The organism is Allocatelliglobosispora scoriae (assembly GCF_014204945.1).
GTDB lineage: Bacteria > Actinomycetota > Actinomycetes > Mycobacteriales > Micromonosporaceae > Allocatelliglobosispora > Allocatelliglobosispora scoriae.
Genome location: NZ_JACHMN010000002.1, coordinates 2102212 through 2125109, shown reverse-complemented (window position 1 = coordinate 2125109; position 22898 = coordinate 2102212). Strand labels below are relative to the sequence as shown.

At 66.8% G+C, this 22898-nt stretch carries 20 protein-coding genes, 2 tRNA genes and 1 pseudogene; 14 read left to right on the top strand and 9 right to left on the bottom strand.

Annotated features, from left to right (window positions below; all coding sequences use genetic code 11):
* Positions 1–53: 53 nt before the first annotated feature.
* Both F4553_RS15150 and F4553_RS15145 read right to left on the bottom strand, forming a co-directional pair.
* Complete coding sequence (locus F4553_RS15150) at positions 54–623, bottom strand: DNA-3-methyladenine glycosylase I (RefSeq protein WP_184836502.1); 570 nt, start codon at positions 621–623, stop codon at positions 54–56.
* A 21-nt stretch (positions 624–644) separates the two neighbouring features.
* Positions 645–1829: a cytochrome P450 family protein gene (locus F4553_RS15145; RefSeq protein ID WP_184836500.1), complete on the bottom strand. Its 1185-nt coding sequence runs from the start codon at positions 1827–1829 to the stop codon at positions 645–647.
* Between the two features lie 343 nt (positions 1830–2172).
* Here F4553_RS15145 and ppdK point away from each other — a divergent pair, with 343 nt between their 5' ends.
* The 3 genes from ppdK to F4553_RS15130 all read left to right on the top strand — a co-directional run bounded on the left by ppdK (position 2173) and on the right by F4553_RS15130 (position 6488).
* A complete protein-coding gene (gene ppdK, locus F4553_RS15140; protein ID WP_184836498.1) occupies positions 2173–4845 on the top strand; it encodes a pyruvate, phosphate dikinase in 2673 nt (890 codons plus the stop codon).
* Between the two features lie 70 nt (positions 4846–4915).
* Positions 4916–5275: a VOC family protein gene (locus F4553_RS15135; RefSeq protein WP_246466350.1), complete on the top strand. Its 360-nt coding sequence runs from the start codon at positions 4916–4918 to the stop codon at positions 5273–5275.
* Positions 5276–5285: 10 nt separating this feature from the next.
* Positions 5286–6488, top strand: a complete 1203-nt coding sequence (locus F4553_RS15130) for a deoxyguanosinetriphosphate triphosphohydrolase (protein ID WP_184836494.1) — start codon at positions 5286–5288, stop codon at positions 6486–6488.
* Between the two features lie 73 nt (positions 6489–6561).
* Here the strand turns inward: F4553_RS15130 and F4553_RS15125 are convergent, their stop codons facing one another.
* The gene (locus tag F4553_RS15125) at positions 6562–7263 is read right to left on the bottom strand and encodes a hypothetical protein (RefSeq protein ID WP_184836492.1); all 702 of its coding nucleotides are present in this window, start codon (positions 7261–7263) and stop codon (positions 6562–6564) included.
* A gap of 103 nt (positions 7264–7366) precedes the next feature.
* Between F4553_RS15125 and dnaG the strand changes: the two genes are divergently transcribed.
* The 6 genes from dnaG to eboE all read left to right on the top strand — a co-directional run bounded on the left by dnaG (position 7367) and on the right by eboE (position 13628).
* Entirely contained in the window at positions 7367–9220 is a 1854-nt protein-coding gene (gene dnaG, locus F4553_RS15120; RefSeq protein WP_184836490.1) for a DNA primase, read from the top strand.
* Positions 9217–9645 carry a hypothetical protein gene (locus F4553_RS15115; RefSeq protein ID WP_184836487.1) on the top strand — a complete coding sequence of 143 codons (429 nt, stop codon included), beginning with the start codon at positions 9217–9219 and terminating at the stop codon, positions 9643–9645. Before dnaG ends, F4553_RS15115 begins: the two co-directional genes overlap by 4 nt.
* A 45-nt stretch (positions 9646–9690) precedes the next feature.
* Positions 9691–10620 carry an ABC transporter ATP-binding protein gene (locus F4553_RS15110; protein ID WP_184836485.1) on the top strand — a complete coding sequence of 310 codons (930 nt, stop codon included), beginning with the start codon at positions 9691–9693 and terminating at the stop codon, positions 10618–10620.
* Positions 10621–10623: 3 nt separating this feature from the next.
* Positions 10624–11391, top strand: a complete 768-nt coding sequence (locus F4553_RS15105) for an ABC transporter permease (RefSeq protein WP_184836483.1) — start codon at positions 10624–10626, stop codon at positions 11389–11391.
* 5 nt (positions 11392–11396) lie between these two features.
* Complete coding sequence (locus tag F4553_RS15100; protein WP_184836481.1) at positions 11397–12218, top strand: ABC transporter permease; 822 nt, start codon at positions 11397–11399, stop codon at positions 12216–12218.
* A gap of 150 nt (positions 12219–12368) precedes the next feature.
* Positions 12369–13628: a metabolite traffic protein EboE gene (gene eboE / locus F4553_RS15095; RefSeq protein WP_184836479.1), complete on the top strand. Its 1260-nt coding sequence runs from the start codon at positions 12369–12371 to the stop codon at positions 13626–13628.
* Here the strand turns inward: eboE and F4553_RS15090 are convergent.
* A pseudogene (locus tag F4553_RS15090) lies at positions 13600–13797 on the bottom strand (hypothetical protein); the annotation flags it as partial. The gene eboE and the pseudogene F4553_RS15090 sit on opposite strands and share 29 nt — an antisense overlap.
* Before the next feature lie 162 nt (positions 13798–13959).
* Here F4553_RS15090 and F4553_RS15085 point away from each other — a divergent pair.
* Positions 13960–14035, top strand: a tRNA-Asn gene (locus tag F4553_RS15085).
* A 52-nt stretch (positions 14036–14087) separates the two neighbouring features.
* Here the strand turns inward: F4553_RS15085 and F4553_RS15080 are convergent.
* Positions 14088–14990: a hypothetical protein gene (locus F4553_RS15080; protein ID WP_184836475.1), complete on the bottom strand. Its 903-nt coding sequence runs from the start codon at positions 14988–14990 to the stop codon at positions 14088–14090.
* A gap of 374 nt (positions 14991–15364) precedes the next feature.
* Between F4553_RS15080 and F4553_RS15075 the strand changes: the two genes are divergently transcribed.
* From F4553_RS15075 to F4553_RS15060, 4 genes are all read left to right on the top strand, one after another.
* Positions 15365–15952, top strand: coding sequence for a LemA family protein (locus F4553_RS15075; protein ID WP_184836473.1), 588 nt, complete (start codon positions 15365–15367; stop codon positions 15950–15952).
* A gap of 2 nt (positions 15953–15954) precedes the next feature.
* Positions 15955–17418, top strand: a complete 1464-nt coding sequence (locus F4553_RS15070; protein ID WP_184836471.1) for a DUF2207 family protein — start codon at positions 15955–15957, stop codon at positions 17416–17418.
* Between the two features lie 45 nt (positions 17419–17463).
* Positions 17464–17540, top strand: a tRNA-Ile gene (locus F4553_RS15065).
* 79 nt (positions 17541–17619) lie between these two features.
* Complete coding sequence (locus F4553_RS15060) at positions 17620–18888, top strand: tyrosine-type recombinase/integrase (RefSeq protein ID WP_184836469.1); 1269 nt, start codon at positions 17620–17622, stop codon at positions 18886–18888.
* Between the two features lie 177 nt (positions 18889–19065).
* Here the strand turns inward: F4553_RS15060 and F4553_RS15055 are convergent, their stop codons facing one another.
* From F4553_RS15055 to F4553_RS15040, 4 genes are all read right to left on the bottom strand, one after another.
* A complete protein-coding gene (locus F4553_RS15055) occupies positions 19066–19650 on the bottom strand; it encodes a hypothetical protein (protein ID WP_184836467.1) in 585 nt (194 codons plus the stop codon).
* Positions 19647–20957, bottom strand: a complete 1311-nt coding sequence (locus F4553_RS15050; protein ID WP_184836465.1) for an AAA family ATPase — start codon at positions 20955–20957, stop codon at positions 19647–19649. Before F4553_RS15050 ends, F4553_RS15055 begins: the two co-directional genes overlap by 4 nt.
* Before the next feature lie 232 nt (positions 20958–21189).
* Positions 21190–22002, bottom strand: coding sequence for a hypothetical protein (locus tag F4553_RS15045; RefSeq protein WP_184836463.1), 813 nt, complete (start codon positions 22000–22002; stop codon positions 21190–21192).
* Positions 21995–22834, bottom strand: a complete 840-nt coding sequence (locus F4553_RS15040; RefSeq protein ID WP_184836461.1) for a sigma factor-like helix-turn-helix DNA-binding protein — start codon at positions 22832–22834, stop codon at positions 21995–21997. Before F4553_RS15040 ends, F4553_RS15045 begins: the two co-directional genes overlap by 8 nt.
* Positions 22835–22898 lie beyond the last annotated feature (64 nt).

Here is a 22898-nt window from a genome sequence, read left to right as displayed (position 1 = left end):
TTCCGCATGTGATCCTTTACCGCTGCCAACCCTAGCGGGACGGGCGGCCGACGTCAGTCCCCTCGTGCGTGGCAGCCCGCCAGGTGATCGTTGACCATGCCGGTGGCCTGCATCAACGCATAGGCCGTGGTGGGGCCCACGAAGCGGAAACCGCGCTTCTTGAGCGCCTTGGCCATCGCGATCGACTCGGGCGTGGTCGCGGGCACCCCGCTGAAATCCTTCGGCGCCTTCCGGGGCTTCGGCGCGAAGGACCACAGCAGCTCCGACAGGCCGTCGGGCAGATCGAGCGCGGCCCGAGCGTTGGCGATCGTCGCCTCGATCTTGGACCTGTTGCGCACGATGCCCGCGTCGCCGAGCAAGCGGGTCACGTCGTCGTCGCCGAACTCGGCGACCCGCTTGATGTCGAAGCCGCTGAAGGCGGCCCGGAACGACTCCCGCTTGCGCAGGATCGTGATCCAGGAGAGCCCCGACTGGAACGCCTCCAGGCTGACCCGCTCGAAGAGGGCGTCGTCGCCGTGCAGCGGCCGACCCCACTCGTTGTCGTGATAGAAGGCGTAATCGGGGGTGCTGCCACCCCAGCGACAGCGGGCGAGTCCATCGGTGCCGATGATCAGATCGTTCACACCGACAACGCTACGACCAGGCTATGACAGTCTCACCGGCAGGTGGTTGAGCCCGCGCAGCAGGATGCCCGGGCGCCACGTCAGCTCGTCGAGCGGCTCGGCCGGAGCCAGCGCTGGGAACGCCCGCAGCAGCGAGCCGACCGCGATCTGCCCCTCCAGCCGGGCCAGCGGAGCGCCGAGGCAGTAGTGGATGCCGTAGCCGAACGCGATGTGCTGCTGGGCGTCGACGCGGGCCGGGTCGAAGACCTCGGCGTCGGCGAAGGTCCCGCTGTCGTGGTTGGCCGAGAGCAGCGAGACGATGACGATCGCGTCGGCCGGGATCGTCACGTCGCCGACGGTGACCGGCTCGGTCGTCATCCGGTAGGTCGTCGTCTTCACCGGGCTCTCATAGCGGAGGAACTCCTCGACCGCCGCCGGCAGCAGCGACTCGTCCGCCCGCAGCGCCGCCGCGTCGTCGGGCCGGGAGAGCAGCAGGAACATCGCGTTGCCGATCAGGTTGACCGTCGTCTCGTGCCCGGCGACGAGGAGCAGGAAGACGAGCGAGGTGAGCTCGTCCTCGCTGAGCCGGTCACCGCTGTCGGTCACGTCGATCATGGCGCTGAGCAGCGCGTCGTCGGGCTCGCTGCGCTTGAGCTCGACGAGGCCGCGGACATATGAGGTCATCGACGTGATGGCGTGGAACGCCTGCTCGGGATCGGTCGCACCGCCGACGAGGGTGTTGGACCAGGCCCGGAAGTTGTCCCGGTCGACCTGCGGTACGCCGATGAGCTCGCAGATCACCGTGAACGGCAGCGGGAAGGCGAAGTCGTCGATGATGTCGGCGGTCTCCCGGCCGGCGAGGTCGGCGATGAGCGCGTCGGTGATCTCCTGGACCCTCGGCCGCAGCCCCTCCATCCGGCGGGCGGTGAAGGCGGCCGAGACGAGGCGGCGCAGCCGGGTGTGATCGGGCGGGTCGGCGTTGAGCATGTGCAGGCTGATCGCCCGCTGGATCTCGGCGGGGAAGACGCCGCCGCCGAGCCGACCGTTGATCATCGCGGTCTTGGAGAGGCGGGGATCGGTGAGCGCACGGCGCGCGTCGTCATAGCCGGTGATCAGCCAGCCGTCCGTGCCCGGCATGAGATCGAACCGGTGCACCGGTCCGGCCTCACGCAGCCGCGTGAGCACCTCGTGCGGGTTGGCGGTGAGCTCGGCCTCGCTGAAATCCATGCCACAGAGTCTCCACGATCATCGATCCCCACGCCAGACGGAGATCGTTCCGTGAGACACGTCGTCCTCACGGTCCGCGGCCGCCCCAAGATCGCCGCAACTCTTCAAGAGTTGGTCCTAACGGGGTTTTAGGACCAACTCTTGAAGAGTTGCGGCGATCTTGGGGGGCCTGCTCCGGCGGCAACATATCGGCTTGTTTGTGCTCGTGGGAGCGTGTCCATGAACTAGTATGAACGCGACAAAGGTGACAGCTGTGCCATGTATCACCAAGCGTTTCCCGCCCGGACCCATCGGATATAACGTCCGGCCTAAGGGAGCGTTAAGGCGCCATGGGAGGCCAGCAATGACCACCAAATATGTCTACGACTTCGCCGAGGGCAATCGGGATCTCAAGGATCTCCTCGGCGGCAAGGGTGCGAATCTCGCCGAGATGACCAGGCTGGGGCTGCCCGTGCCGCCCGGGTTCACGATCACCACCGAGGCCTGCCGGGCCTACCTCGCCGACAAGCGGCAGCCCGCCGAGCTCGCGCAGGAGATCGACACGCATCTCCGCCAGCTGGAAGCGACGATGGGCAAGACCCTCGGCGACGCCGACGATCCGCTGCTCGTGTCGGTACGCTCCGGCGCCAAATTCTCGATGCCCGGCATGATGGAGACCGTGCTCAACGTCGGGCTCACCGATGTCAGCGTGCACGGGCTCGCCAAGCGGTCCGGCAACGAGCGGTTCGTGTGGGACTCCTATCGCCGCCTGATCCAGATGTTCGGCAAGACGGTCTGCGGGGTGCCGGGGGAGTCCTTCGAGCACGCGATCGACTCGGCGAAACTGCACCGCGGCACGACCGACGACCTCGACCTGGACGTGGACGATCTGCGGGAGCTGGTCTCGGCGTACAAGCGAATCTTCAAAGATCACACCGGGCGGGACTTCCCGCAGGAGCCGCGCGACCAGCTGGAGCTGGCGATCCTCGCGGTCTTCGACTCCTGGAACGCGGACCGCGCGGTGCTCTACCGCCGGCAGGAGCGCATCCCGGCCGATCTCGGCACGGCCGTCAACGTGGTCGCGATGGTCTTCGGCAACACCGGTTCCGATTCCGGCACCGGGGTGGCCTTCACCCGCGACCCGGCGACCGGCGCGCGTGGCGTCTACGGCGACTACCTCGCCAACGCGCAGGGCGAGGATGTCGTCGCGGGCATCCGCAACACCGTCGCGCTCGCCGATCTGGAGCAGCTCGACCCGGCGAGCTTCGCCGAGCTGGTTCGCATCATGAACGTGCTGGAGCAGCACTACCGCGACCTCTGCGACATCGAGTTCACGATCGAGCGCGGCAAGCTGTGGATGCTGCAGACCCGCGTCGGCAAGCGCACCGCCGCAGCCGCCTTCATCATCGCCACCCAGCTTGTCGACGAGGGCGTCATCGACCTCGACGAGGCACTGCGCCGGGTGACCGGCGGGCAACTCGCGCACCTGATGTTCCCGGCCTTCGCCGCGACCCAGATCCGGCCGCTGACCAGGGGCATCGCGGCGTCGCCGGGTGCCGCCGTCGGTCGCGCCGTCTTCGATTCGGCGCGGGCCGTGCAGTGGGCCGCCGAGGGCGAGAAGGTGATCCTGGTCCGCCGCGAGACCAACCCCGACGACCTGCCCGGCATGATCGCCGCGCAGGGCATCCTCACCAACCGGGGCGGCAAGACGAGCCACGCCGCCGTCGTCGCCCGGGGCATGGGCAAGACCTGCGTCTGCGGCGCCGACGACATCGTCGTCTCCAAGGGACAGTTCACTGTGGACGGCACGACCGTGGTCGAGGGTGACGTCATCTCGATCGACGGCACGACCGGCCGCGTCTACGTCGGCGAGGTGCCGGTGCAGGCGAGCCCGGTGGTGGAGTATTTCGAGGGCCACCGCAGTGGCGAACCGCTGGTCCTCGCCGTGGACCGGCTGCTCACCCACGCCGACGCGCAGCGGCGGCTCGCGGTCCGGGCCAACGCCGACACCGGTGACGACGCGGCCCGGGCCCGGCGCTTCGGCGCGCAGGGCATCGGCCTGTGCCGCACCGAGCACATGTTCCTCGGCGACCGGCGCGGGCTCGTCGAGTCCCTGATCCTCGCCTCGACCGCACCCGAGCGGGAAGCGGCGCTCGCCGCGCTCCTGCCGTTGCAGCGCGCCGACTTCGTCACGATCCTGCGCGCGATGTCGGGGCTGCCGGTGACGATCCGGCTGATCGACCCGCCGCTGCACGAGTTCCTGCCGCCGCTGGAGGAGCTCGCGGTGCAGGTGGCGGTCGCGGAGGCGACCGGAACGCCGCACCCGCACGACGTGGCGATGCTCGCCGCGGTCAAGCGCATGCACGAGCAGAACCCGATGCTCGGCCTGCGCGGTGTCCGCCTCGGCCTCGTCATCCCCGGCCTCTTCGCGATGCAGGTCCGCGCGATCGCCGAGGCGGCCGCGGCCGTGGCACGCGAGGGCGGTGACCCGCATCCGGAGATCATGGTCCCGCTGGTCGGAGCGGTTCAAGAACTCGAGGCGGTCCGCCACGAAGCCCTCCAGGTCCTCCGCGATGTCGCCGCCGAGACGGGCGTCGACGTGCCGACCCTCATCGGCACCATGATCGAGGTACCCCGGGCCGCCCTGACGGCCGGACAGATCGCCGAGAGCGCCCAGTTCTTCTCGTTCGGCACCAACGACCTGACCCAGATGGGCTGGGGCTTCTCCCGCGACGATGTGGAGGGTGCGTTCTTCACGCGGTACCTGGAGCTCGGCATCTTCGGCGTCTCGCCCTTCGAGTCCCTGGACCGCGACGGCATCGGCCGACTCGTCCGGATCGCCGTCGACGAGGGCCGCGCCACCAGGCCGGATCTGAAGATCGGTGTCTGCGGCGAGCACGGTGGCGACCCGGACTCGGTCCACTTCTTCCATGAGGCCGGCTTGGACTACGTGTCCTGTTCGCCGTTCCGCGTACCGGTGGCGCGCTTGGAGGCGGGGCGTGCCGCGTTGCCCGATGGCGGATCGGACACTCGATAGGCTGTGCAACCCGTCGGAAACAAGTAGCCTGGGTCGGACCAGCCATGCGGGATTGCGGCGGAGGTGTGTCTTGGGGCTGCGGTGGTACGGAGTGGTCGTCGATGCGGCGGATCCGGCGAGGCTCGGCCGATGGTGGGCCGAGGTGCTGAGCTATCCGATCCTGCACGAGGGCAACGGCGAGATCATGATCGGTGCCGATCTGGGCATGCCCTGCCTCTACTTCACCCCCGCGCACGAGGGCAAGGCCGGCAAGAACCGGCTGCACTTCGACCTCAGCCCCGACGACCAGGATGCCGAGATCGAGCGCCTCGTCAACATGGGTGCCCGGCACGTCGACATCGGTCAGGGGACCGTGCCGTGGGTGGTGCTCGCCGATCCGGAGGGCAACGAGTTCTGCGTGCTCAAGGCGCCCGACCCGATCATTGACTAGAGTCAAACAGGTGAATGCGGACGGCGCGGCCCGGTTCGTCAGCGAGCCGGCCAAGGACACCGGCGGCGCGCGGAGCCCCTACGAACGCGACCGCGCCCGGGTGCTGCACTCGGCCGGGTTCCGCCGCCTCGCCGCGAAGACGCAGGTGCACACCGCTGACGGCCGCGACGACTTCCTGCGGACCAGGCTGACGCACTCCCTGGAGGTCGCGCAGATCGCCCGGGAGCTCGGCGCCCGGCTCGGCTGCGACCCCGATGTCGTCGATGTCGCCGGGCTCGCCCACGACCTGGGCCACCCGCCCTTCGGCCACAACGGCGAGGACGCGCTCAACGCGGTCTCGCGCCGGTGCGGCGGCTTCGAGGGCAACGCGCAGACGCTGCGGGTCATCTCCCGGCTGGAGGCCAAGGTCGAGGGCGCCGGTCTCAACCTGACCCGTGCTTCGCTCGACGCCATCTGCAAATACCCGTGGTTCCGGGTCGAGGGCAAACGCAAATTCGGCGTGTACGCCGACGACGCCCCCGTCTTCGCCTTCCTCCGCGAGGGTGCCCCCGACCAGCGCCAATGCCTCGAAGCGCAGGTGATGGACTGGTCCGACGACGTGGCCTACTCGGTGCACGACGTGGAGGACGGCGTCTTCTGCGGGCTCATCCTCTTCGAGAAGCTGCGCGACCCCGATGAGCAGGCGGCGGTCTGCGCCGATGTCGCAGCGCTCTACTCGGGCGAGTCCACCGCGACGCTCGGCGAGGCACTGCGGGAGCTGCTCGCCGATCCGGTGCTGCTGCGGTTGCGCGACTACGACGGCTCGCACCGGGCCCAGGCCGCGCTGAAGGGCGTCACGTCTGTCCTGACCGGACGGTTCGTCAACGGTGCGGTCGCGGCGACCCGGGAGCGGTTCGGCGACGACACGCTGTCGCGTTACGACGCGGACCTGATCGTGCCCTTCGCCGACCGGGTGCGGTGCGCGCTGCTCAAGGGCATCGCGTGGCGCTACGTGATGAACCGCCGAGGCGACGAGCCGGCCCGCCAGCGCGTCATCCTCACCGACCTCGTCTCGGTGCTGGTGCAGCGGGGACCGGCGGCACTCGACCCGGTCTTCGCGTCGCTGTGGAAGGAAGCCGCCGACGACGCGGCGAGGTTGCGGGTGGTGATCGACCAGGTCGCGTCCCTGACGGACCTGGGCGCGGTCTCCTGGCACAAGCGCCTGGTCCGCTAGCAGCGCCCGGGCCGCGTCGCCTGGTGGAAGATCACGTCTGGTTCGGGGAATCAGACGCGACCTTGGTCGTTGATCACGTCTGATTCCTCGAACCAGACGTGATCTCCGAAGCGGCGACGGCGGCAGCGGCAGGCGCGGCGGGCTCATCGAGTCCGCGCTCGCGGATCAGGTCGGCGATCTCGCGGGCGCAGGTCCGCATCGCGCGCCGGACATACCGCAGGTGCAGGACATAGGAGGCGGTGAAAAGGGCGATCGTGACCGCGACCGGCACCCAGCCGGTGATCGTGCCGCCGGCGAGCAGCCCACCGGCGAGCGCGAGGAGCATGCTGTTGAGCAGGCCGACCGTCCCGGCGAGGCTGATCGCGTCGCGCCGCCAGCCCGGCCGGGTCCGCAGCACGGCGTGATCACCGATGATCGGCATGATCATATAGGGTGCGAGCTGCGGTGATCGCCGCGCGAGATAGGTTCGCAGCGCCTCGTGTGCCGCACCGTAGCGCATCCCGCGCTTGGAGAACTCGACGAGCCGCACGAAGATCGCCAAACCCATGATCAGCGTGAGTACGCCGAGTGTGCCGATCGCGCCGAGCTTGGCATCCGTCATGCCACCGCCGGAGACCATGCCCGCCGAGACCGCCGCGACGGCAGTGGCGACGACGAGGAAGAAGTTGAACCGGGCACCGGACTGCTCGGTCACCTTGCGACCGGCGTCGGCGAGCTGCTGGTATTCGGCGAGCGCGATCGTCAGGTCGTCCGGCACACAGTCTGGAGAGGACACGTCGCAGAGGGTATCGGCTCCGGGCCAGGTCTAGGTGATCATGAAGTCACACCCGGCAGGGTTGAGCTGGCGATGATCATCGCGACGGGGCAGGATGTATCCCATGGCGGCGGGTCGGATCAGGGACGAGGACGTGGCGCTCGTGCGTGAGCGGGCCAACGTCGCCGATGTCGTCTCCGAGCACGTCACGCTGCGTCCGGGCGGCGGCTCCAACCTCAAGGGCCTATGCCCGTTTCATGATGAGAAGACCCCGTCGTTCACCGTGGCTGCCGGGCGGAATGTCTATTTCTGCCATGGTTGCGGCAAGGGTGGCGACGCGATCACCTTCATCATGGAGATCGACCACCTGCGCTTCAGCGAGGCGGTCGAGAAGCTCGCGTCCAAGGTCGGCATCCAGCTGCGCTACATCGAGGGCGGCTCCGCCCCGATCCAGCAGAACCAGGGTCTGCGCCAGCGCCTCATCGCCGCGCACGCCGCCGCCGCCGAGTTTTATGCCGAGCAGCTGCTGACGCCGGGTGCGCGGATGGCGCGGGAGTTCCTCGCCCAGCGCGGCTTCGACCGGGAGGCCGCCGAGCGCTACGGCTGCGGCTTCGCCCCCGACGCCTGGGACCAGCTCACCAAGCACCTCCGGCAGCGCGGATTCACCGCACAGGAGATCGAGACCGGCGGCCTCGCCAAACCGGCCCGCTCCGGCAGCATGATCGACCGCTTCCGGCGGCGGCTGCTCTGGCCGATCAAGGACTCGTCGGGCGACGTGATCGGCTTCGGCGCCCGCAAACTCTTCGAGGACGACGACGGGCCGAAATACCTCAACACGCCGGAGAGCCCGCTCTACAAGAAGTCGCACGTGCTCTACGGGATCGACCAGGCTCGTCGCGAGATCGGCAAGCGGGGGCAGGCAGTGATCGTCGAGGGCTACACCGACGTGATGGCGTGCCACCTCGCCGGCGTACCCACCGCTGTCGCGACCTGCGGCACCGCCTTCGGCTCCGACCACATCTCGGTCCTGCGGCGGATGCTGATGGACACCGACACCTTCTCCGGCGAGATCATCTTCACCTTCGACGGCGATGCCGCCGGGCAGAAGGCCGCGCTGCGGGCCTTCGCGGACGACCAGCGCTTCGTGGCCCAGACGTTCATCGCCGTGGGCCCGGACGGGATGGACCCCTGCGAGCTGCGCCTCGCCAAGGGCGATCTGGCGGTACGCGATCTCGTCGCCTCCCGCGAGCGGCTGGTCGCCTTCGCCCTGCGCACGACGCTCGCCAAATTCGACCTGGACAGTCCGGAGGGCAGGATCGGCGGATTGCGGGCCACCGCACCGCTGGTCGCGCAGATCAAGGACCGCTCCCTGCGCCCGGAGTACGGCCGGTTGCTCGCCGGACGCCTCGGCATGGAGGTCGAGGTGGTCCAGCGGGCCGTCACCGACGCCACGAAGGGCGGCCCCGCCGAGGGGCAGCGCCCCCAGCCCGCCACCCGCCCCGACGACCCGATGCTGCTGGTCGAGCGCGAGGCGCTGAAGCTCGCGATCCAGGCACCCGCGCTCGCCGGTCCGCTCTTCGACAACACCGAGGTCGAGTGCTACACCGATCCGGTCCACATCGCCGTCCGTGAGGCGATCGCGGCGGTCGGCGGTGCGGCGCGGGGTGCCGCCGGACCGGTCTGGATCGACGCGATCCGGACCGAGTGCAACGATCTCGCCGCGCAGTCGATGGTGATGCAGCTCGCCGTGGAGCAGGTCCGCTACGACGGCGAACCCGACCCGCACTACGTCAACGTCACGGTCGCCCGGCTGCAGCTCGCCGCGGTCAACCGGCGGGTCGCGACGCTCAAGTCCAAGCTGCAGCGGGTCAACCCGGTCTCGCAGAAGGACGACTACTTCGCGCTCTTCAGCGAGCTCGTCTCGCTGGAGGCGACCGCACGGGCGCTGAAGGAGACGGCAGTGGGTGGTGCTTGGTGATCAAGCTATTCGGGCGGGACAGGATCCCCGCCGAGCTGCGGCCGAAGCTCGCCCCCGAGGAGCGCGTGCTCGCGTGGGCGCCGGTGACCGACGGCGGCGCAGCCGTCGCCACCAACCGGGGCCTGTGGCTCGCCGGGCGCCGGATCGGCTGGCACGAGATCAGCAAGGCGGTCTGGGACGGCCGGGCGATGATCGTCACGCCGACCGAGGTCGTCGAGGAGCGGGAGCACGTGACCGTGCTGCGCGATCTGGCCTCGCAGCGCGTGGTGCTGGAGCGGCCGGGTGGCGTACCAGACGCGATCCGGCAACGCGTCACGGCCACGATTCTCAGCTCGGAGCTGCAGGACGACGGGTCCCGGCTGGTCCGGCGCCGGATCCCCGGCCTGGACGGCACGGTCTGGATGCTGCACCTGCCTGCGGAGTGAAATCCGGTTGCTCGACTGTCGGACGTTAGGTCTAGGGTCGCGCATGTGACAGAGCAGCCCCTGATTCGCGCCCGTGGCCTAGTGAAACGCTTCGGCGATTTCACCGCCGTCGACGGCATCGACCTCGACGTGGCACCGGGCGAGGCATTCGGCTTCCTCGGGCCCAACGGCGCGGGCAAGAGTTCCACCATGCGCATGATCAGCTGCGTTTCGCGGCCCACCGAGGGCGAGCTGAGCATCCTCGGGATGGACCCGGTGCGCGACGGCACCCGGATCCGGGCGCGGCTCGGGGTGTGCCCGCAGCTCGACAACCTCGACCCCGACCTCACGGTCCGGGAAAACCTCACGACCTATGCGCGCTACTTCGGCATCAGCCGCACCGAGGGCCGCCGCCGCGCCGACGAGCTGCTGGAGTTCGTGCAGCTCACCGACCGGGCCAACAGCAAGGTCGAGCCGCTGTCGGGCGGCATGAAGCGGCGGCTCACCATCGCCCGGTCCATGGTCAACGAGCCGGACCTGGTCCTGCTCGACGAGCCCACCACCGGCCTCGACCCGCAGGCCCGGCACCTGCTCTGGGAGCGGCTCTTCCGGCTCAAGCAGCGCGGCGTCACCCTGGTGCTCACCACCCACTACATGGATGAGGCGGAGCAGCTCTGCGACCGGCTCGTCGTGATGGACGCGGGCAAGATCGTGGCTGAGGGCTCGCCCCGCTCCCTGATCGAGAAGTACTCCACCCGCGAGGTCGTCGAGCTGCGCTTCGGCGACGGCCCGCTGGAGGAGTACGCAGGCAAGCTGGCCGGGATCGGCGAGCGGGCCGACGTGCTGCCCGACCGCATCCTGCTCTACGCATCCGACGGCGACGCCGCCGTGGGAGAGGTGCACCTGCGCGAGCTGGCCCCGACCAGCGTGCTGGTCCGCCGCTCCACACTGGAGGACGTGTTCCTGCACCTCACCGGCCGGACGCTGGTGGACTAGGCCGTGGCACACCCCACCATCGCCGTCCTCGAGCGGCAGCTCACCAGCTATCGGCGCCTCTTCTGGGCGTCCGCCTTCTCCGCCTTCGTGCTGCCCGTCCTCTTCGTGCTCAGCATCGGTGTCGGGGTCGGCGGCTACGTCAATGCCAACGGCGGCCTCGACGGAATGGACTACCTCTCCTTCATCGCGCCGGGCGTGCTCGCCTCGACGGCGTTCCAGATGGCGGTGGGGGAGTCGACCTTCCCGATCCTCGGCGACTTCCGCTGGACCCGCGGCTTCCACGCGATGCGGGCCACCCCGGTCGGCGTCCGCGACATGGTCGGCGGCGGCCTGCTCTACATCGTCTTCCGGGTCCTGGTCGCGTGCCTCGCGTTCCTGCTGGTCGCGGGGTTGTTCGGTGCCCTTCACTCGTGGTGGACCGTCGTCACCCCGCTCGTCTGCGGGCTGCTCGGTGCCGCGGTCGCCGCCCCGGTGACCGCGTTCTCCGCCACGATCGACAACGACAACTACTTCGCGCTGCTGTTCCGCTTCGGCGTCATCCCGTCCACGCTCTTCGCCGGGGTCTTCTTCCCCGTCGATCAGCTCCCGTTGCTGGTGCGGCCGGTCGCCTACGCGTCGCCGCTGTGGCACGGGGTGGAGCTCTGCCGGTCCGCCACCCTCGGCGTCGCGCCGACCTGGCCCGTCGCGCTGCACGTCGCCTACTTGCTGGCCTGGCTCGTCGTCGGCTACCTGCTGGCGACCCGCGCGTTCCGCCGGAAGCTGGAGAACTGACGACCATGGTCACCACCCTCATCACCGGGACCGCCGTCCGTGCCGGGCTCGTCTCGCCCAGCCGGATCGGCGCGGTCATCAACCGCAACATCGGTGCCCTGCGTTCCGGCCCGTCCTACTGGCTCGTCCTCGTCTCCGGCTTCTTCGAGCCGCTGCTCTACCTGCTCTCGATCGGCATCGGGGTGGGCGCGCTCGTCGGCGACCTGACCCTGCGCGACGGCTCGGTCGTCAGCTACGCCATGTTCGTCGCCCCGGCGATGCTCGCCACCTCGGCGATGTCGGGGGCGATGGCGGAGACGACCTTCAACTTCTTCTTCAAGATGAAATACGTGCGCACCTTCGACGCGATCCTCGCGACCCCGGTGCGTCCCTTCGAGATCGCGCTCGGCGAGCTGACCTGGGCGATCATGCGGGGTTCGCTCTATACCGCCGTCTTCCTCATGATCATGGTCGCGATGGGGCTCGCCTCGATCGGCGGCGCGCTGCTCGCCTTCCCCGCGACGATCCTCGTCGGCTTCGCCTTCGGCGCCCTCGGCATGGCGATCAGCTCGATGCTGCGCGGCTGGCAGGACTTCGACATCCTGATGACCTCCCAGTTCGCGCTCTTCCTCTTCTCGGGCACCTTCGCACCCATCTCCAACTACCCGACCGTCTTCGAGGTGCTCATCCGGATCACGCCGCTGTGGCACGCGGTCGAGATGGTTCGCGCGATCACCCTCGGCACGATCGGGTGGGCGACGCTCGGGCACGCCGCCTACCTGGCGGGAATGATGGCGATCGGTCTCTTCTTCACCGGGCGGCGACTGGAGAAGGTCCTGCTGAAGTAGTCAAGCCTCTGTCGCGCATCCGACCTCAGCCGAACGGGATGCTGCTTTCGCAGCCCTGGCATGGCAGGCTGAGATGAGCTCACCGACAAGGTGTCTCATGTGGACAACTTGGCGACGGTGTGACCTCATCGGAGCTGGTGGAGGTGGCTCATGAGGCTGCACCATCGGGACGGCCAGACCGTGCACTTGGCCTATGGCACCAACGTGCGCCCAGCGGCGGACCTCCCGGGCATCCTCGCTCAACTCGACGGCGACGCCGTCATCGTGCGCGAGCGGCTGGGAGTCGACCGGCTCGGACTCGGCCTGTGGCTCTCCGCGCCCGTCGCCGGGATGCTCGCGGCCTCGGCCCGGCTCCGGCAACGACTCGGCGCCGAGCTCACCGCCCGAGGGCTCGAGGTCGTCACGCTCAACGGCTTCCCCTATCGGGCGCCCACCGAGCAGCGACCCGTGCCCGAGGAGCCGGCCGGTCGGCTCGCCCCGGCGAAACGAGCCCTCTACCGGCCCGACTGGACCAGCCCGGAGCGCCTCGAATACACCCTGGACCTGGCGCGGGTGCTCTGCGATCTGATGCCACCGGATGCCGAGAGGGGCTCGGTCTCCACCGTCCCGATCGCCTGGCGGGAGCCGTGGGACGGCAAGCGCGCCGACCGGGCGTACCGGCTGATGGAAGATCTGGCGGACGGCCTGGCGGAGATCACCTGGCAGACGGGCCGACTGGTCCGGGTGGGTTTCGAGCCCGAGCCGGGCTGCCTGATCGAGACCACCACCCAGGCCGTGGATTATCTGGCCGACATCGACCCGGCGTTCCTCGGCATCTGCATCGACCTGGCCCACCTCGCCTGCGTCTGGGAGTCGCCCGAGGCCGCCATCGAGACGCTGACGACCGCCCGGCTGCCGATCGTGAAGGTCCAGCTCTCCAGCGCGCTCGTCGCCGACGACCCGCACACCGCGATCGAGGCTCTGCGAGGCTTCGCCGGGACCCGCTTCCCACACCCCGCTCGCACGCCATCGGGCGCCGGCACCGACGACCTGGAGGACGCGGTCACCGACGACCTTCCCGGGCCATGGCGAGTGCACCTCCACGTGCCCCTGCACACGCAGCCGCCGCCACCTCTGACCTCCACCCTCCCCGTCGTGCGGGCGGCGCTGGCGGAGCTTCTGGGCGGCCTCACCGCCCGCACGGATCAGCTGGAGGTCGAGACGGCGACGTGGGGCGTGCGAGCGTTCCACGAGGGCGCTTCGCACGACGACGTGATCGACTCGGTCGTGGCCGAGATGGAGTTCGCCCGGGCCGAGCTGCGCCGGCTCGGCGTCGGCGGCGCGGTCAGTGCCGAGGGGCAGATTCCCGCCCCCCGACAGGGTGAATCCGCCGTCAGGCCTGCTGCTCCAACCGGCGGCGACCCTCGCTGACCAGGCGCTGACTCTGCGCCTGGACGACCCCCGCCGCCTCCTGCACCGTCGGGTGCTGCCAGAGCTGGCGTGCGTTGGCGACCAGCTCGTCGTACTTCTCACGCCCGGCCCTCGTCCCCAGCACATAGCCGATGGCCAGGCCACTCACGAACCACAGTTTTCCGCTCATGACCCACATCCTGACGCCTTTCGGCCTGATCTTCCACGCGGAGGGCTTTTATCCCGAATATTTGTGGGGCGAGTCATGGGGTAACCCCCTCGCACGGAACCCCGCGCGTTGTGTAGTCTTGTCCAGTCGCGCCCGGCAGGGAGATATCCCCGCCGGAATCGATCCCTGATAGCTCAATTGGCAGAGCAGCCGGCTGTTAACCGGCAGGTTCTTGGTTCGAGTCCAAGTCAGGGAGCCATACCGAAAGCGCCCGGCCCCCGCAGGGGCCGGGCGCTTTCGCGTTCGGTGGGCTAGGCGTCGGTCGAGACCGGCTCGACGACGGGCTGCTCGGCCACGGGCTCCGCTGCCTTCTTCCGCGACTGCCGCGGAGGCTTCACCACGACGGGCGCCTCCGCCTCGGGGGCGGAGAGCTCGGCGAGCTCCGCCGCGACCTCCTCCTCGGAGCGGCCGGCCATGCGCCGCTGGCTGGCCCGGTCGCGCAGGAAGGCCGCGTAGAGCTCCTTGTCCTGCATGTCGGACTCGTTGGTGAAGGTGAGCTCCTGCTCGTCCTTCTCGGCCCGGATCTTGTCCGCGAGCGAGGTCAGGCCCAGGCGGCCGGAGAGCGACGAGACGAAGCTCGAACCACGGGTGATGGCGGTCGCGATGGCGAACGCGCGGCGCTTCAGCCAGACCACGGCGAGCTTGACGAGCTCGACCAGGACCTCGATGATCGCCGCGAGCAGCGCGAGCGCGCCCAGGTAGACGAGGGTGTAGACGACGGCGACGATGACCGCGCCGGTCCAGCCCCAGTGGAAGGTCGAGACGAGGACGCCGCCGGCCGACGACGCGAAGAAGGTGCTCGCGAAGAAGGTGGCGATCGGGTCCTGCAGTCGCTCCAGGCGACGGCCGGCCGCGACGCGCTGCAGCACCACCAGGTGGATCAGCAGCACCACGGCGATGACGAAGGCGGGGGAGATGTCGGACTTGAAGGACGAGTCGGCGCCCTCGAAGTTGTCCAGCCAGCTCACCAGCTTGCGCATCGGCAGGTTGCCCCAGGGCCACCTGTCGGCGTAGTAGATCATGAACAGTGGCACCGAGAGCACGGCGAACGCGAGGCCGAGCTTCTGCGGGCGCTTGTCGAAGAAGACGCTCTTGATGAAGAGAGCGACCGCCACGACGAGCAGCAGTGCTACCGCGTAAACGAAATAGTCCACGGACGATCCTTTAGATTGTGGGCATTGGTGTGTCGTGTCCTCATTGGCCCGCCGCCCACCCGACCCTCGCGCCGGTCATCGCCGCGAGTGCCGCCTCCGCCGGAATGGCTGACCAAGTCTCAAACCCCCGTTGATGATCGCCTGGGGCTGTTTGGGTGTCACCCAATCACCACGGACCGCAGCCACGCAATCAGTTGAACAGGCCGTGTCGGTCATCCATCTTTGTGATTCCGTGGCTCCACATGGGTCGCAGAAGATCCCTATCGGGTTGTCGGATCACGGACGCATAGAAGCCAGGGCCACCCCTGGTACGCATGATCAGGTCGGGCGTGAAGGATCGTCACGTCTACCGGCGTCCTTCCTGGAGGATCTCCATGAGCAGTCTCACCTTCGGCTCCGTCCTCAGCCTGATCGGCGGCTGCTTCTGCCTGCTCGTCATCGTGCTGTTGATCTGGCTGGTCGTGACCTATAACAAGCTGGTCCGTAACCGCAATCAGGTGCAGGCCTCGTGGGCTCAGATCGACGTGCAGCTCAAGCGCCGCTACGACCTGATCCCCAACCTCGTCGAGACCGCGAAGGGCTACGCCGCACACGAGAAGGGCACCCTCGAAGCGGTCGTGCAGTCGCGCAACGCCGCGGTCGCCGCCGCCAGTGCCGACCCCGCCGCGCGCGCCACCGCCGAGAACGCGCTCACCCAGACCCTCGGCCGCCTCTTCGCGCTCGCCGAGGCCTACCCCGACCTCAAGGCGAGCCAGAACTTCAGCGCGCTCCAGGCCGAACTGGCGAACACCGAGGACAAGATCTCCTACGCGCGGCAGTTCTACAACAGCGCGGTGCAGACCTTCAACAACCTCACGCAGACCTTCCCCACCAACATGATCGCCGGAATGCTGGGCTTCCGGGCCAAGGAGTTCTTCGAGACCGGCGACGGCGAGCGCGGACCCGTCCAGGTCCGGTTCTAGCCATGCGGCCGTGGGTCCTGGAACTCGGCGTCGTCGCGATCTCCGTCGCCGGGTTCTTCGCCGTCTACGCGCTGATGCTCCTGGTCACGCGGCCGCTTCCGATCCGGGCCGCGCCCGCGGCCCAGGAGCTCGGCCCCGAGCCGCCCGCCGTCGTCGGACTCCTCTGCGGCGGGTGGAAGTTCACCGAGGACCCGATCGAGGCAACCCTGCTCGACCTCGGTGCGCGAGGCTTCTTCGAATTCCGCCAGCCCGCGAACGATCCGATGCAGACGACGATCCACCTGCGTCCCGGTGCCGGCACGAGGAGTGCCGGGAGTGAAGCGGACGTGTCGACTCTGACCTCTTATGAGCGTCGGGTGCTCGACCACGTCGTCCGGGTCGCGGTCGGCGGGGTGCTGCCGATGACCGCGCTGACCTTCCGCGACAAGGGCAAGGCCGAGACCTGGTGGAAGCATCTCCGCAAGGAGATCATCGCCGACACGCGGGCTCGGGGCCTGTCCCGGCGCCGCTTCGGCCGGGTGGTGATCGGAGTGCTCTTCGCCGCGGCAACGCTCGCGGCGGCGGGGATCGCCTATGCCGTCGCGCACAACGTCCTGCGGGACACCGACACCGAGGACGACTTCGGCACGATCCTCGTCGCCGGAGGGATGAGCCTGCTCTTCCTCGGCGCGTTCGCGCTGCGCGACGTCGGTGAGCGGGACACTCCCGCCGGTCGTCTGGTCGCGGCGCGATGGCTGGGGGTACGCGATCAGCTCCGCGCCGACAAGGCCTTCGGGGAGCTGCCGCCCGCTGCCGTGGCCGTGTGGAACCGGTACATCGGCTATGGAGCGGCGCTCGGGGTGAGCCGGGTCGCGAGTGCCGTCGTCGACCTCGGGATGGGGAACCGGAAGCTGGTCTGGTCGTCGTTCGGCGGGACGTGGCACCGGGTGCGAGTGCGCTATCCGGGCGGCGGCCGCTACGGCGTCACGGCACCTAAGCTGCTGCTGCGGGTGGCGATGATCGGGTTCGCGGGGTACCTGGCTGCTCGGGTGTGGCGGCCCGTTGTCGAGGATGTCGCCTCGTTCGAGTCCGTCGCCGACTATCGGAGTGTTGCCGATCTTGTGGGGTGGGGCGGATTCCTGTTCGGGGTCGGACTGCTCTTCTGGGCTGCGTACTCACTGGTGCGTTGGGTTCTTGATCTTGCTTTTCCGGTGGTTGTGGAGGGGCAGGTTCTGTGGATCGAGAGCTGGCATGTTTCGTCTGGCGGGGACGACTCGCCTTCGGTGCCGGTGACCTATTACCTGGCGGTGGATGACGGGACGGGGGACCGGACGACGGCCTGGGCGCTGCCGGCGGCGCTGAACTCGCGGTTCGACGTGGGGTATTCGGTCAAGATCCGGTGTCGGCGGTGGTCGCGGCGGGTGGTGGCGGTGTGGGTTTCGCCTCGGCAGGTCGTGGGCGACACGGCGGGGGCTGTGCCTCGGTAGATCACGGTTGCGTTAGCCGCTAGGCTGGTCGCACGTGTTGATGCCGGGGCGGTAGCTCAGCTGGTCAGAGCAGGGGACTCATAATCCCTCGGTCGCGGGTTCGAGCCCCGCCCGCCCCACCAGCGGTTTTGCTTTCAGATCAAGGCTTTCTCGATCTTGCGTGACACGGTTCATGACACGAACCCGTTTACACTTCCCTCCATGACGCAGGGCAACAGCAAGCTCAAGCGGCAACGAGGTGCCATCGACACCCTCCCCAGCGGAGCGATGCGCGTGCGGGTGCACGCCGGCATCGACCCGCTGACGGGCAAGCGCCACGACCTTGTGGAGGTCATCCCGCCCGGCCCTACGGCTGCCCGTGACGCCGAGAAGGCTCGTACTCGGCTGCTGTCGCAGGTGGATGAGAAGCGCAATCCGCGTACCAAGGCGACGATGAACCAGCTGTTCGATCGCTGGCTCGAAGTGCTGGACGTCGACGTTCAGACGCGCCGGGGCTACGTCATCAAGCTCGACAAGCACGTGCGGCCGGTCTTGGGGAAGCTGCCCGTGGCGAAGGTCGACACGGAACTGCTGGAGTCGTTCTACGCGATGCTGCGCAAGTGCCGGGACCGTTGTGGCGGTCAGCGGTTCGTTCAGCATCGGACCGCTGCCGTCCATGAGTGCGATGGGCGATGTGGGCCGCACAAGTGCCGTGGGCTGGCTGACTCGACGGTGCGGCAGATTCACTGGATTCTCAGCGGCGCCCTGGCGCGCGGGGTGAAGTGGAATTGGCTGGCCATCAACCCGGCTGATGCCGCTGACAAGCCGCCGCTGCCGCACCCTGACCCGCACCCGCCTACGGCTGCGGAGGCGGCCCGGCTCGTCAACGAGGCGTGGAAGGACCCGGACTGGGGCACGTTCGTGTGGTGCGCGATGAACCTCGGCGCGCGCCGGGCCGAGCTGTGCGCGTTGCGGTGGGATGACTTCGACCTTGATAACAGCGTGGTTGTGCTGCGGCGGTCGCTGTTCGTTGACGACGACGGGGAGCTGAAGGAGAAAGACACCAAGACGCACCAGCAGCGGCGCATCGTGCTCGACTCCGAGACTGTCGCGGTGCTGGAGGAGCACCACGGTAGGTGCGTCGAGCGCGCCCAGGCGCTCGACTACGAGCTGCCGGCTAACGCGTTCGTGTTCTCGACTGGCCCGGTTGGGGATGTGCCGTTGGTGCCGGATACGGCAACGCAGCGGTTCGGGCGTATGGCTAGCCGGCTGAGCATCTCATCAGTGCTGCACAGCCTTCGGCACTACTCGGCGACCGAACTAGTCACAGCCGGCGTCGATATCCGTACTGTTGCGGGCCGCCTTGGGCATGGCGGCGGAGGAGCCACAACATTGCGGGTCTATGCCGCATGGAGATCGGAGGCTGACCAGCGTGCAGCTGCGACGCTGGCGGCCCGCATGCCTCCTCGCCCTCGCCCTGCTGGGCAATAGGTGCATCGATGCTTGATTTGGTTATGGCCTCTCGGCAGCAGCCTCTGGCGCGAAGGTATTACATGCTCTGATGCCTTCCGATCGGGTTCATGTGAGCGCGTCAGGGCGAGCTGGACAGCCAGAGCATTGTCATCAACAGCCGTCAACGCCGGGCGACGATTGCCTTAGTGTTTCAGCCTATTTCGCGTCGATCATCTGCTTCACTCGCTGTCTGAGATCGGCGAGTTCGGAGCATCCTTGCGCGATGGAATCAAAGCCCCCTGAGAGTGATGCTGTAATCAGCCGGCTGCGACCCTTGTCTGGCCTCAGGCGGTCTTCGCGAGTGGTGAGGCTATCGAAAAATCGCTCCTTTGGATCGCGCTCTGATCTGACAGTGCTCCAAGGAACACCCAGATCCTTTCGATTACCCCAAAGGCACCAAACCTCGACCTCTTGAATTGCGCACAGTAGTTGCACCTTGCTGTTGGCGCATTGAGAAAGCCAATCTTCTACTTGCGTGTTCCTGCTCTTCCCGCCGTTTGCGCCGTCCTGTCCGTCCTGATCGAATGCAATCACCATCAAGTCCACTTTGGCGGCGAATGTATTGACGATGCCGCAGAGGTTCCTTTTTAGTTGATCAATCCCTTGAATTCTTGGACTAGTAACGACGGTAACCTTGCTGTTCGGCTTACCAATAGAAGCCAGCATGCTTTCGATTAACGGCTTCAGTATGTATTGGTCATTCAAATGATCTTCCATGAGGATGGCAGCCTTGAAGCTCACTCGGCATCAGCTGCCATTTGAAAATAGCCGTTAGTAAGGAGGTCACCTAGGCTCTGTTCATCTCCGATCTCATCAGGTGTGAGAGCAGATACTGGTTTTACCTTCGAGGATTTCTCAGATTCGTCCCAGTAAATGAAAAGCATTCCCTTAACCAGTTTTGGTTCGGCAAGGTCGAGGATAGTTGGGCTGTGCGTAGTGGCGATAACTTGCTTGCTTCTGTCCTCTCTGGTGGCGGTTGAGAACATTTGAAGCATAAGTCCGAGGCGTGCGGTACTGATGCCGTTTTCTATCTCCTCTACGACGTATGTGTGCCGATCTGGAGTACCTAGAAGTGCGAATGCTAAGGCGGCAAATCTAAGTGTTCCGTCTGAAAGGCTTCGGGCAGAAACTTGTCGTCTGCTGTGAGGGGCCTCATTGACGGCGAAGATGACCTCACCGGTAGGCGCTGCGATGGTCGAAATACTTTTCACTGCGCGAGGGCTAAGCTCATTGAGCCAGGACTGTATGGCGCCGAGACGCATTCTTGCATCTTGCGATTCGATGTTATCGAGTGCGTGTCCAGATGCTGCTCGTATTAATGCCCATACGCCGGACGCAAAGTACTCGCCGTGCTCGCCGATGTCAGATCTGCCCAGTGGTGAGTAGTTTCTTAGCACCTCTGGGCGTAGTTCCAATGGCTGGATAGACTCAAGTTCGGCTCGTAACAAAGCGGCAGGTTCTTCATTGTAGACAAATTCAGCCTTGCGGCCATCAAATTGACTTAAGATTGATTCACCCGAGGAGAATACCCTTCGAGGGTTTCGTCCGGGGGAGTTCTTAAATACGTGTGCATGGACTATTGGGCCATCGATTGGTTCGATGTCCTCCCATGTCTCAATGTCAGGGTGCGTATCGTACACATAGTTGCCAGGGTGATTGCTTGCGAGCAGCCATTCTGCCGCAATTCGATATTCTTGTGCGTCTACTGAAATGTGATAGCGGTATCGGATACCTTCTATGGTGGCTAAAAGGTTAATGCTAAATATTTTGGAACGAGTGCTGAAGTTTGTAATGTTAGCAGCGCCGCCGCGAACGCCCTCGGTGATGTCGCCCTGTGCTGTACCATAGTTCGAAACGAAGTGGCCCTCGATTGCGTCACGAATTGACTGACCTCGGCCGATCGCTCGGAGGAATCTCAATGCGTCGTTGAAATTGGATTTCCCCGCTCCATTGGCGCCATAGATAACAGAAAATGGTTCGAGATCGAAGGTGGCGTTGCGAAACGACTTAAAATTTCTGAGGGTAATCTGTTCTAGGATCGTTCTCACCGTCCTTAGTGCCTGGGTCTGTCTATGTGGTCACTGCGAAAACTAGGCTAAGCATAATTATCGGCGTAGCTTTACGTTGTCGCGCTTCGCCTCATATGTCTAACGGAGTTTGATCGCTAAGTCCTGGTCATGCCATCAAGCATCTCCCACAAGGCTGAACAGTGTGAAGGTGTATCTGGATATCAGCTGTCAATGATGTAACGAGCATCCGTGGGCTGGCGAAGCAGGTACGCTAGCTGGCCACGGACGCTGTAACCATCGTTGCATCATCGCTGGCCTTGTTGCGAGGCCACTTAGCGCCCAGCGGATCGCTGTTTTCTGCGGCGCGCACTCGTTGTATGAGTTCGAGTGGTCCGGCAGCCACGGCGAGATCAAGCAGGCCCGCCCAGTCGAGTAGTCCGAATACCTCGGCACGCGCGGCCCCGTCGGTAAGCACTGCGACTGGGGCGCCGTCGTCGAGACCGAGATGACCGACGAGCGCGTGGTCGGCGGCGGCTGGGTCCGCCGCTGCGATCCAGTAGCCGCCAGGGATGTTGCGGGCCGCCAGCTCCGCCCGCTTCATGGGCAGTAGCGCAGCGGCTTTTTCCGGCGTGCCGATGAGGTAGTGGTCTACCTCGGCACGCTCGGCGACGCCGGTCTGGCTCACTCGTTCGTCCACTATGACCGCAATACCGTCCGTCGACTCGGCGACGATGGCCACGTCGCCGAGCACGAAGTATCTGCCGTCGGGTCGGAGCATCGCGATACCAGCGGATGGCGTACCAGGATGAGTGAGGTCGCATTCGGGGTGCAGGCAAGCTACGCGGGAGATCGCGGACTTGGCCACCCCCACCAAGGACAGAGTGGTGTCCGCAGCTGCCAACAGCAGCGATTTGCCCAGGTGTTCGGCATACCAGGATATGCCGTGTGAGCAGCCGGTTTCGGTACGGGCGGTAGCCCCGTCGAGCACCACGATGAGGTCAGCGGTTGCCTGCGCCCAGTCCTCGGACGGTGATGTCGGGCTGCCGGGTTCGCTGGCGTACTGGAGGTTGTTGAAGTTAGGCATGTTCGTGCCGGTAGATCGGAGAGACGAGCTGGCTGCTGGTGATGCGCCGGGTGTCGGGGTTGAACTGGCAGCTGACCAGGGCTGACCAGCGGCGAGTCTTCACCTCGCGGTAGAGCTCCGGCAGGTGGTTCTCGATGTAGTGGACCGCGCCGACGGTGCCGGGTGCGTGGATGCCAGCGAGGTAGAGGAACGTTCCCTTGCCGTCTGGTCGAGGTAGCCGGCCAACGTAGGCGTAGTCGCCGCTCTCGCCTTCGTCGCTGGGTGAACGGTGCTCGGTTCCCGTCGTCTTGTCGACGAGGAACCAGCCGCGTTCGTCGTGGGAGAACCCGAGGTGCGGATCGGCGTCGAGGACCTGGCCGACGAAGGGAAGCAGCCGTGGGCTCGTCAGCACGACGAGGTTGGCGCGGTTCAGCTGAACCATCCCGGGCGGCGGCACGATCTCCGATTCGGCGTCGAGTCCGAGCATGCGTACCAGCGTGGCCAGATGCTCGAAGGCTCCGAAGGCCTCACCAGAGGCCACGACCAGCGGCTTGCCGTCCTTGCGGCCTGTCTCGTTCTTACCGCCGATGGCGACCGTGACCTTTCCGGTGCCGAAGAAGGCTCGCTCGGGTCGGGCGCCGGCCGAGAGCAGCTGCGAGACCCGACCGCGAGACATGCCAAGGTGGTCGGCGAGCTGTGACTGTGTCATGCCGTCCTCGATCAGCGATTCGAGGCAGTCTCGTCGTTCCTGGGAAAGCTCAGCGATGGCGACCTGGTGCTCGTCGATCTCTGCATTGATGCTCTGAGCCCGCGCGAGCAGCTTGGCTCGCGTGTCGGTGCCTGCCTTCGGCATGTCGCTACTCCGTCTGTTAAGAGGGCTAGCGCAAGCGTAGTTGGTGTAGCGGGGTAGCGAAATC

What these genes read in the sequence shown, in the direction of transcription:
- F4553_RS15060 (WP_184836469.1), top strand. Translation starts at nt 17,620, where the DNA reads ATGACGCAGGGCAACAGCAAGCTCAAGCGGCAACGAGGTGCCATCGAC.
- F4553_RS15145 (WP_184836500.1), bottom strand. Translation starts at nt 1,829, where the DNA reads ATGGATTTCAGCGAGGCCGAGCTCACCGCCAACCCGCACGAGGTGCTC.
- F4553_RS15040 (WP_184836461.1), bottom strand. Translation starts at nt 22,834, where the DNA reads ATGCCGAAGGCAGGCACCGACACGCGAGCCAAGCTGCTCGCGCGGGCT.
- dnaG (WP_184836490.1), top strand. Translation starts at nt 7,367, where the DNA reads ATGGCGGCGGGTCGGATCAGGGACGAGGACGTGGCGCTCGTGCGTGAG.
- F4553_RS15045 (WP_184836463.1), bottom strand. Translation starts at nt 22,002, where the DNA reads ATGCCTAACTTCAACAACCTCCAGTACGCCAGCGAACCCGGCAGCCCG.
- eboE (WP_184836479.1), top strand. Translation starts at nt 12,369, where the DNA reads ATGAGGCTGCACCATCGGGACGGCCAGACCGTGCACTTGGCCTATGGC.
- ppdK (WP_184836498.1), top strand. Translation starts at nt 2,173, where the DNA reads ATGACCACCAAATATGTCTACGACTTCGCCGAGGGCAATCGGGATCTC.
- F4553_RS15070 (WP_184836471.1), top strand. Translation starts at nt 15,955, where the DNA reads ATGCGGCCGTGGGTCCTGGAACTCGGCGTCGTCGCGATCTCCGTCGCC.
- F4553_RS15075 (WP_184836473.1), top strand. Translation starts at nt 15,365, where the DNA reads ATGAGCAGTCTCACCTTCGGCTCCGTCCTCAGCCTGATCGGCGGCTGC.
- F4553_RS15100 (WP_184836481.1), top strand. Translation starts at nt 11,397, where the DNA reads ATGGTCACCACCCTCATCACCGGGACCGCCGTCCGTGCCGGGCTCGTC.